Here is a 9789-nt window from a genome sequence, read left to right on the forward strand (position 1 = left end):
TGTAATGGTAGTCAACAAGACGACAAGCACGTTAATATGAGTGCACTGACAGGTTACTATGAATAAAAACAGCCGTTTTTCAGAAAATATGACCGCTATTCTGAATATATTAATAGCAGCGTATTCAGAATAGATTTTGTATTTTAATTCATTTATTATTCAAACGAGTAGCACTATGAGCGATAAAAAATGTCCCTATGCACCAACCCAGTTGACGATGGGCAATGGCGCACCAGTGGCAGACAATCAAAACAGTCTTACCGCCGGCAAGCGTGGTCCATTATTAGCGCAAGATATCTGGCTCAATGAAAAGCTAGGCAACTTCGTTCGTGAAGTGATACCAGAGCGTCGCATGCACGCCAAAGGTTCAGGTGCCTTTGGTACCTTTACGGTGACCAATGACATTACTAAGTATACCCGTGCCAATATCTTCAGCGAAGTAGGTAAACAGACTGAAATGTTTGCCCGCTTTAGTACGGTGGCAGGCGAGCGCGGTGCCGCTGATGCCGAACGTGATATTCGCGGCTTTGCCCTAAAGTTTTATACTGAAGAAGGTAACTGGGATATGGTGGGCAATAATACCCCAGTATTCTTCTTACGTGATCCACGTAAATTCCCCGATTTAAATAAAGCAGTCAAACGTGATCCACGTACCAATATGCGCTCAGCGACCAATAACTGGGATTTTTGGACATTGCTACCAGAAGCTTTGCATCAGGTTACCATCGTTATGAGTGATCGCGGTCTTCCAGCATCATATAGAAATATGCATGGTTTTGGCTCGCATACCTATAGTTTTTGGAATACCGCCAATGAGCGTTTTTGGGTCAAATTCCACTTCCGTACTCAACAAGGTATTAAGAACTTAACCGATGCTGAAGCGGCAGATATCGTTGGTATGGATCGTGAAAGTCATCAAAAAGATTTGTATGATGCCATCGAAAATGGCGATTTTCCTAAGTGGAAAATGTATGTGCAAATCATGCCAGAAGCTGAGGCGGATACTGTCCCTTATCATCCGTTTGATTTGACAAAAGTCTGGCCAAAAGGTGATTATCCGCTGATTGAAGTAGGCGAATTTGAGTTGAATAAGAACTCTGACAATTACTTTGTCGATGTTGAGCAAGCGGCATTTGCCCCTAGTAACTTAGTACCCGGTATCAGCGTATCTCCCGATAAAATGCTACAAAACCGCTTGGTAAATTACGCTGATGCTCAGCGCTATCGTGTTGGGGTGAACCATCAGCAGATTCCGGTGAATAAACCACGCTGTCCTGTGATGAGCAACCACCGTGATGGTCAAGGTCGTGTCGATGATAACTATGGTAGTCGCCCGCATTATGAGCCAAACAGCTTTAGCCAGTGGCAAGAGCAGCCTGACTATGCTGAGCCGCCATTAAAGATTGATGGCGATGCGGCGCATTATGATTTCCGTGAAGACGATAGCGATTACTTCAGCCAGCCACGCGCATTGTTTAACTTGATGAGTGCTGAGCAGCAGCAAGTGCTTTTTGAAAACACTGCAAACAATATGGCCGGTGTGCCTGACTTTATTCAGTATCGTCATATTCGCAACTGTAACTGGTGTGATGCCGCTTATGGCGCAGGGGTTGCCAAAGCATTGGGATTAAGCGTTGAAGATGCGATAGCTGCTCGTGATTCAGATCCTGCTCGTCATTTACCAAGCTGTTTATAGCTATTAAATATATTTATTAAATACAGTTACTAAGTATCGTTACTAGCGTTTATCTAGCAACCATTATTTAAGTAATTGCTTATCCAATGACACCGCCTTAGGAAACTAGGGCGGTGTTTTTTATTGAATCAAGTTTTTGAGCTTGAAATTTTCTTCCGCGCCCTTATTAGTATAAACAGCTTAGCAGTATTCAAACATTAGCTTCTCTAATATATATTTGAGTAAGTTTAGTTTGATTGCGGCTATTTGATAATAAATTTTTAACATAAATTGAAGGAGTTTTTTATGAGTGAACAGACCCCAGTTGATAACCAGAAAGCTGATAGCAAAAACCCAGAATTAAAAAAACATACGTTTGAAGCTGAAGTGGCGCAACTGCTGCATCTAGTGACGCATTCGCTCTATTCTAATGCAGATATTTTTGTGCGTGAGCTTGTCTCTAATGCCTCTGATGCTTGCGATAAGTTGCGTTTTGAAGCGACCAATGATGACAGCCTGTACGAAAATGATGGCGAGTTGCGCATTCGTATTGCAGTCGATGAAGATGCTAAGACCATCACCTTTACCGATAATGGTATTGGCATGAATGAAGCCGATGCGATTGAAAACTTAGGTACGATTGCCAAATCTGGTACCAAAGCGTTTTTGGATAAATTGTCTGAATCACAAAAGCAAGAAGGTCAATTAATCGGACAGTTCGGTGTTGGTTTCTATTCGGGCTTTATCGTCGCTGATACGATTAGTGTTGAATCACGCAAAGCAGGCGAGCCTGCGGATAAAGGCGTACGTTGGGTATCTGATGGTACCGGTAGCTTTACCGTTGAGCCTATCACCAAAGAAACTCGCGGCACCGCAATTACTTTACATTTAAAAGAAGAATATTCTGAAGGTGAAAACAGCTATTTAGACCGTGGCAAAATTAAGCAGTTAGTGAATAAATACTCAGACCATATCAGCTTACCAATTCAAATGCGTAAAGAAATTTGGCAAGAAGATGTCAAAGAAGAGGGTGACGACACGCCAGCGGGCGGTGAGATGGTACTGACCGATGAGTGGGAAACCATCAACAAAGCCAGTGCGTTATGGACACGTTCAAGCTCTGAGATTGAAGATGAAGAGTATGTCGATTTTTATAAAAACATCACCTATGACATGGATGCGCCGCTGACTTGGACACATAACCGTGTTGAAGGTCGTGTTCAGTATACGCAGCTGCTATATATTCCAAAAAAAGCACCTGTCGACTTATATACTCGTGACCAGCAGCATGGTCTAAAGCTATATGTCAAACGCGTCTTTATTATGGACGAAGCTGAGCAATTATTGCCAATGTACTTGCGTTTTGTTAAAGGCGTGATTGATTCAGCAGACTTACCACTAAACGTCAGCCGTGAAATATTACAAGAATCGCGTGATGTCAAATCTATCCGTGATGGTAACGCCCGTCGCATTTTGACCTTGCTAGCAAGCCTTGCCAATAGCGAAGATGCCGATAAGCAAGAGAAATTTGCGCAGTTCTATAGCGAATTTGGTGATGTCATCAAAGAAGGCGTTGGCGAAGATATGGGCAACCAAGAGCGTATTGCCAAATTGCTTCGTTATGCGACCAGCACGCAAGATGGTGAAACGACCAGTTTTGAGGATTATAAAGCTCGCATGAAAGATGGTCAAAAAGCCATTTATTACTTAACGGCTGATAACCTAGTGGCAGCAAAAAATAGCCCGCAATTAGAGCTGTTTAAGAAAAAAGGCATCGAAGTTATTTTGATGACCAGCCGTGTCGATGAATGGGCAATGAACTTCTTAACCTCATTTGATGAAACGCCGCTGCAAAATATCGCTAAAGGTGCGGTTGATTTAGGCGACTTGCAGGATGAAGCTGAAAAAGCAGAAGCTGAAAAAGCACAAGAAACTTTAAAGCCAGTTGTTGATAAACTTAAAGCAGCATTAGGCGAACGTGCTAAAGACGTTAAAGTATCCACACGTTTGGTCGATAGCCCTGCTTGCTTGGTCGTTGGGGAAGGCGAGCTATCGCCACAGATGATCCAAATGCTTAAGCAAATGGGTCAAGATGTACCAGAGAGCAAACCGACGCTTGAGGTAAATCCTGATCATCCATTGATTAAAAAGCTTGAAAGTAGCGATCAGTCTGCCGAAGATTTTGATAAATTGGCGCAAGTAATTTTTGACCAAGCATTGCTTGCTGATGGTGGTCAATTAGAAGATCCAGCTGCTTATCTCAGACGTGTCAATGAGCTATTGATGAGATAATGTTTAGTGTTTGATAAAAAAGGAGGTCTTAAGTTTAAGACCTCCTTTTTTTATGAGTTTTTTAAGCGAATTTTACAATTCAGCCTTATGCTCTTGACCGACAATCCGTTACAATCGCGATAGATTAGCGAGCTAAAATATTAGTAAATAATGTTGAGGTGCGCTATCCGTCTCTTATATTCATTTCATAGTGAATTAAATATAAAATTGATATCCTTATGCCCTGCAAAAAATTTAAATGAAAGACATTGAATGGCATCGATATCAAAATATTTTATCATTGATTTGTTTTATTTCTCTCGACTGGCTAGAGGTCTAAGTCTTTGTCACTTGCGTCATTAAAAACCGTCTCGCTACAGCGTTTTTCGCTCAATTTCGCTGCCAATATTATTGCAACCTTATGGATGCTAGTAGGGTCAACACGAGCGTTCTCTTGGGTCAAACCCACCTTTATTCAGTTTGCCGTATTTGCACTATTGGCGCTTGGTAGCAACGTTCTATTTTCTTGGCTAGCCGCTCCAGACGGTAGTGTTTTTAATGAGCAAGGATTGGTCAGCTATCTGATATGGCCGATGATTATTCTACTCGGTGGCATTATTCTGGCACGGCGCGCCGGCAATCAAGCGCTGGTTTTTGTGCCTGTAGTATTATGGTTGGTTGCTGATACTTTATCCGCTCTATTGCAAAGCTTGGTGCAGTTTTTGGGCAGCTATAGCTGGTTGCCTGATTGGAGCTATTCGTTCTTACCTGTCTTGTTTTTGGTGCTTTTTTTATGGCAAACCTTGGCATTATTATGGATTTTTTCTCGTCGCTTGCGCATACCTTGGTGGGAGCGAATTATTGTCATCATCGGTGCGGTGGCACTGTTAACGATTTGGCAACGTAACGTCGCTGATCAGCCCATATTTAAGCAGATACCGGTAGAGCCGGTATTAGAGGAAGCGGCATTATATGAGCAGCCGCGTTTACTACAAGAAGCGCTGGCTAGTATAGATCCTAGTATACCGGGTAAAAGTGATTGGTACTTTATGGGTGTGGCAGGATTCTCTGATCAAAACGTTTTTCGCTCTGAGATTAATAAGGTACGGGAGTTGTTTGATGTGCGTTTTGGCACTAGCGGCCATTCATTGGCATTGATTAATAATAACTATACTTGGTTAGATGAGCCGATCGCTACCAAAACCAGTATCTTACGTGGTTTAAAAAAAATTGGTCAGCAGATGAATGCTGATGAAGATGTGCTATTTATGACGCTATCATCGCATGGCGATCAGGACTTTATTCATTTATCCAACCCGCCGCTTGCGATGGATAATTTGGATGCAACATGGCTACGTGAAGCTTTAGATGCGTCAGGTATTCGCTGGCGGGTCATCGTAGTATCCGCATGCTATTCAGGCTCGTTTATTGATGAATTGGCATCGCCAACTACGGTAGTCATCACAGCTTCTGCAGCAGACAAGATGTCATTTGGGTGTACCAATACTGCTGAGATGACTTATTTTGGGCAAGCATTCTTTTCTGAAAGCTTACGAGAAAACACCAGTTTTTCTGCCGCTTTTAAAGATGCTGCTTACCGAATAAAAGAGCGCGAGCTTTACATGGGGTTTGAGCCATCAGAGCCACAGATGGTTATCGGTAGCTTGATGGAAACAGCGCTGCCAGCATTTGAGCAAGTATTGTTTGATAAAACAGGACCACCGCTTGCTAGTATTACAGATAACTCTAGTGCGACAATGACTATCAACGTTTTACCAGATACGAATGCAGACACAGCTGTAAACGCTGATAACACTACAAACTGATTGTTTATCCCATTTAAAATTTTATTAATTTGACGTTTTTTTAATAAGCGTGTGTTTTAAATACACATCTATTTCAAACCATTATTATTTTATCTTAGCTAAAAAGGATAATGCTCATGAATAATTCTTATAATCACAGTCTTTCAGCCAGCACGCAGCTCACGCAAAAAAGTGTCAATCGCTGCTTTGATGGTGAGCAACATTATTATAGCCATCAATCAACCTCTACCAAGACACCGATGACCTTTAGTATTTATCTTCCTGATGAAGCATTAGCAGGGCAGCGTTGTCCGGCGATTTTATACTTATCAGGTCTCACTTGTAATGCTGATAACGTCACCCACAAAGCACATTTCCAGCAAAAATGTAGTGAGCTTGGGATGATATTTATCGCGCCGGACACCTCTCCTAGAACTAGTGAAGGCATTGAAGTAGCAAATGATGAGCGTTATTTTGTTGGTCAAGGTGCAAGCTACTATGTCGATGCGACCCAAGCACCTTGGGCAGAAAATTTTAATATGCAAAGCTACATCGTCGATGAGCTCTATGACTTGTTACGCGCAGAGTTTCCAATTCATAGTATCGGTATCACTGGTCACTCGATGGGTGGTCACGGAGCATTATTATTGGGCTTTAAATTCCCAGGTAAGTTTGTCAGCGTCTCAGCGTTATCGCCTGTATGTGCCGCTAGTGAGTCGGCATGGGGTCAAGCCGCTTACACAGAATATTTCGGTGAAGACAAAGCACTGTGGTCGCAAGCGGACGCCTCGCAAGTCATTGAAGAAGTCGGTCAGCAGTACTCAAGTATCTTGGTTGATCAAGGCGCCGCTGACGAATTTTTAGCCGACGGTCAGCTGCAAACTTCTAAGTTGCAACAAGCCTGTACAAACGCTAAGCAGCCATTAACCTTGCGTTATCAAGCCGGTCACGACCATAGCTATTATTTTATTCAAAGTGTTATTAACGATCATATCGAGCATCACTGGCGCAAGGCGCAGTTTATTTAGATGTTAGATTTTAATTTCGCATTATTGATTCGCTATATCGTTTTATAGTTACAGAGGTAAATTCTATGACAAGTTATGAAAGTTTAAGCGCATCTGAATTTAGCAAAGACGTAGCAGGTGATAAACACTCAGATTTTGCTGTTCATGAATCTACGCTTGCCACCATGCAAGTGGATATGGATGCGGCTTTAGCAAATAAGCAGCGTACCCATATCGATATTCATGCTAACAAAACCAATGCTAGCAAAGTAAATGAAGATATTGAGCAGTCAGTAAATGACGTGTACGAGAGAGAACTTAGCGTAGCTCAACGCTCGCGTGTGATAGAGATGGCGTGGGAAGATAGAACGACGTTTGAGGCGATAGAGCATAGCTATGGTCTCAATGAAGCTGATGTCATTAAGCTTATGCGTCAAGAGCTAAAGCCGACCTCTTTTCGCTTATGGCGAAAGCGGGTGAGCAGCCGTGCTACCAAACATGAAGCGATGCGAGGTTTTGTCGTAGGTCGCGCTTATTGTAAAACCCAATATAAACCGCGCTAGTTATGTATCTGTCTGTCTACAGCTGATAAGTACAACTGTAATATCCCTATTCAGTAGCCGTTATAAATTCTGATTTTCCGCTATAATAGGGATGCGTATTATCTGTGTTGTATGTGCATTTTTACTTAATCCTTAGTCAAAAACCTACTAGGTAGCCTCATTATGATCAGTCCCTCTAAGCCATACCTAATCGCGCCTTCTATTTTATCTGCTGATTTTGCTAGACTTGGTGAAGAAGTGGAGAGGGTATTGGAATCGGGTGCAGATGTTATCCATTTTGATGTGATGGACAATCACTATGTGCCCAATCTGACCTTTGGTAGCATGATTTGTAAGGCGCTGCGTGATTATGGTATTGATGCACCAATTGACGTGCATCTGATGGTTAGCCCTGTTGATAGCATGATTGAGCAATTTTTAGAAGCAGGTGCTAGCATTATCACCTTTCATCCTGAAGCAAGCTCGCATATTGATCGCTCTTTGCAGCTGATTAAAGATGGCGGTGCTGAGTGCGGTTTGGTATTAAATCCAGCAACACCGCTGCATTACCTAGATTATGTCATGGATAAAGTTGATCAAATCCTACTCATGAGTGTCAATCCAGGTTACGGTGGTCAGTCATTTATTGAAGGGACTCTGGACAAGGTTCGCCAAGTCCGTCAGCGTATCATTACCAGCGGTCGTGATATCAGGCTAGAAGTTGATGGTGGTATCAAAGCCAGTAATATCCGTGCCATTGCTGAAGCAGGCGCTGATATGTTCGTTGCTGGCTCTGCGATTTTTAATCAAGAAGATTATAAAGCAGCAATCGATGCGATGCGCGCAGAGCTTGCCTTGGCAAATGGGGAATAACGCTCCATATAGTAAGTTATATACTATGAACATTACCTATTATTGATAGCCGTTATATGACTTATTATATAAAGCGATACGTCAGCTAAAAGTGGAATATGAATATGCAAAATGCAAAAAATCAAAATCCAGACTCGAAATCACATAGCCTAGTACCTAAAGGTATTACTATTGGCTTAGCCATGTTCGCCCTTATTCTGAGCCTAGCTGGTTACGGCTTTCGCTTGATGGTTGGTGAAGATGCTGGTGAAGTATTACGCCACGCGGCGGTGATCGTACCAGCATTTATGATAGGTGTTCCTTTCTTATTTTGGCTCGGTTCACGCATACTCAATAAGATTAAAGGCATGCATATCGCCAGCTGGAACGCCATCAGCTTGGGATATTTAACCTCTTGCATCTCAATGCTGTGGTTGATGGGTACTTATAGTTAAATTTTTATTAGCAAGGATAAGTTTGCTTAATAAATAGTGCATGGTAATATTTTTATAAGTTATTTTTTGACACACTTTTTAATCGTTAAGTCATGCTTTATAAGCTTGACTGGAATTTTACATGAGAATCATACCGACCAATATTGCCAACATAATTTATCCAAAAGACTTACCAAATGGTTTATTTACAAGCTTAATTATTGCCTGTTTACTGTTAGGACTGTCTTCGCTGCGTCATGGAACTGACTTGCAAGGTTGGCTACACGTGTTTGAAAACTGGCTGTTGATGCTATTGATACTGCCAACTGCCACTGCCACTGTGGCGTTACCGTTTAAATATCGTGACCCCAGTCTTGAGCTTAAATTGGTGTACTACCTTGGTATGTTTGTTGCCTTCTTATTTACCTTGGCAAAGCTGCGTTATTGGCGTTAAGGGATATAAGAATTGGCAGTTTTTTATAATACGATGAGTGCTCAGGATAGGTTGCGTAAAAGACTTGCAGAACCACCCTTGAATTATAGCGTCAAAGCGTCCATTGTATGAATAAGATAGTTTTGCCCGCATGACTGTAAGATTGTGGCTTTATAAGAGTAAAGTAGCGCGTTTCTACAGGTGTAAACGGGATAATAAGGATACAATTAATGCCATACGATATCGATAATGAGATTGAAGTAGATAATGACAGTACCGATCAGTTTGCAGGGTTTGCAAAAGAGACGACCCTTGAGCTGGTAGAAGCAGACGATGGCAAATTGCTCTTACGTGACGCTGAGCAAGATGACGCACCGCTGATGACCATTGATTTTTCTGATAAATTAAAAGAGATACTGGGTAGTGATACCCAAGCGATTGGTCAGCATATGATTCATGCTGCAATCCAAGTTATTATGCAGAAGCAGATGAGCCAATGGCATGCGCATGTCTATGACAAAGAGCCGACGCACTATAGTTAAAGTGATATAGATGAACAGTGTCTGAATAAATACTATGTATATTAATATTAGCAAATAGATAAATAGTAGTCAGTCAAAATAACGACAATAAAAAAGGGTTTATCAATTGATAAACCCTTTTTTTGTTCAAATAAAACCATTTACAAAAATGGGGATTATTTGATTTTTGCTTCTTTAAAGAGCACATGCTGACGTACTTTTGGATCAAATTTTTTGATTTCCATTTTG

The 9789-nt window shown here is 41.7% G+C and carries 10 protein-coding genes; 9 read left to right on the forward strand and 1 reads right to left on the reverse strand.

Features of this window, described 5'->3' with window-relative positions; translation table 11 throughout:
- Positions 1 to 175: 175 nt before the first annotated feature.
- The 9 genes from VLN09_RS04390 to VLN09_RS04430 all read left to right on the forward strand — a co-directional run bounded on the left by VLN09_RS04390 (position 176) and on the right by VLN09_RS04430 (position 9561).
- A complete protein-coding gene (locus tag VLN09_RS04390) occupies positions 176 to 1696 on the forward strand; it encodes a catalase (protein WP_325244055.1) in 1521 nt (506 codons plus the stop codon).
- A 285-nt stretch (positions 1697 to 1981) separates the two neighbouring features.
- Complete coding sequence (htpG, locus tag VLN09_RS04395) at positions 1982 to 3967, forward strand: molecular chaperone HtpG (protein WP_325244057.1); 1986 nt, start codon at positions 1982 to 1984, stop codon at positions 3965 to 3967.
- A gap of 323 nt (positions 3968 to 4290) precedes the next feature.
- On the forward strand, positions 4291 to 5772 hold the full coding sequence (locus VLN09_RS04400; RefSeq protein ID WP_325244059.1) for a C13 family peptidase: 1482 nt from the start codon (positions 4291 to 4293) through the stop codon (positions 5770 to 5772).
- Between the two features lie 116 nt (positions 5773 to 5888).
- Positions 5889 to 6779, forward strand: coding sequence for an S-formylglutathione hydrolase (gene fghA / locus VLN09_RS04405; protein WP_325244061.1), 891 nt, complete (start codon positions 5889 to 5891; stop codon positions 6777 to 6779).
- Positions 6780 to 7060: 281 nt separating this feature from the next.
- Entirely contained in the window at positions 7061 to 7321 is a 261-nt protein-coding gene (locus VLN09_RS04410; RefSeq protein WP_325244072.1) for a TIGR03643 family protein, read from the forward strand.
- Positions 7322 to 7483: 162 nt separating this feature from the next.
- The gene (gene rpe / locus VLN09_RS04415; RefSeq protein WP_325244063.1) at positions 7484 to 8173 is read left to right on the forward strand and encodes a ribulose-phosphate 3-epimerase; all 690 of its coding nucleotides are present in this window, start codon (positions 7484 to 7486) and stop codon (positions 8171 to 8173) included.
- A gap of 98 nt (positions 8174 to 8271) precedes the next feature.
- A complete protein-coding gene (locus tag VLN09_RS04420) occupies positions 8272 to 8607 on the forward strand; it encodes a hypothetical protein (RefSeq protein ID WP_325244066.1) in 336 nt (111 codons plus the stop codon).
- Positions 8608 to 8728: 121 nt separating this feature from the next.
- Positions 8729 to 9040, forward strand: a complete 312-nt coding sequence (locus VLN09_RS04425; RefSeq protein ID WP_325244068.1) for a hypothetical protein — start codon at positions 8729 to 8731, stop codon at positions 9038 to 9040.
- Positions 9041 to 9249: 209 nt separating this feature from the next.
- On the forward strand, positions 9250 to 9561 hold the full coding sequence (locus VLN09_RS04430) for a hypothetical protein (protein WP_011514309.1): 312 nt from the start codon (positions 9250 to 9252) through the stop codon (positions 9559 to 9561).
- A 155-nt stretch (positions 9562 to 9716) separates the two neighbouring features.
- Here the strand turns inward: VLN09_RS04430 and rpmG are convergent.
- Positions 9717 to 9789 (reverse strand): 50S ribosomal protein L33 (gene rpmG, locus VLN09_RS04435; protein WP_325244074.1); only part of this gene is annotated, 73 nt, incomplete at its 5' end.

Source organism: Psychrobacter sp. (assembly GCF_035469765.1).
Lineage (GTDB): Bacteria > Pseudomonadota > Gammaproteobacteria > Pseudomonadales > Moraxellaceae > Psychrobacter.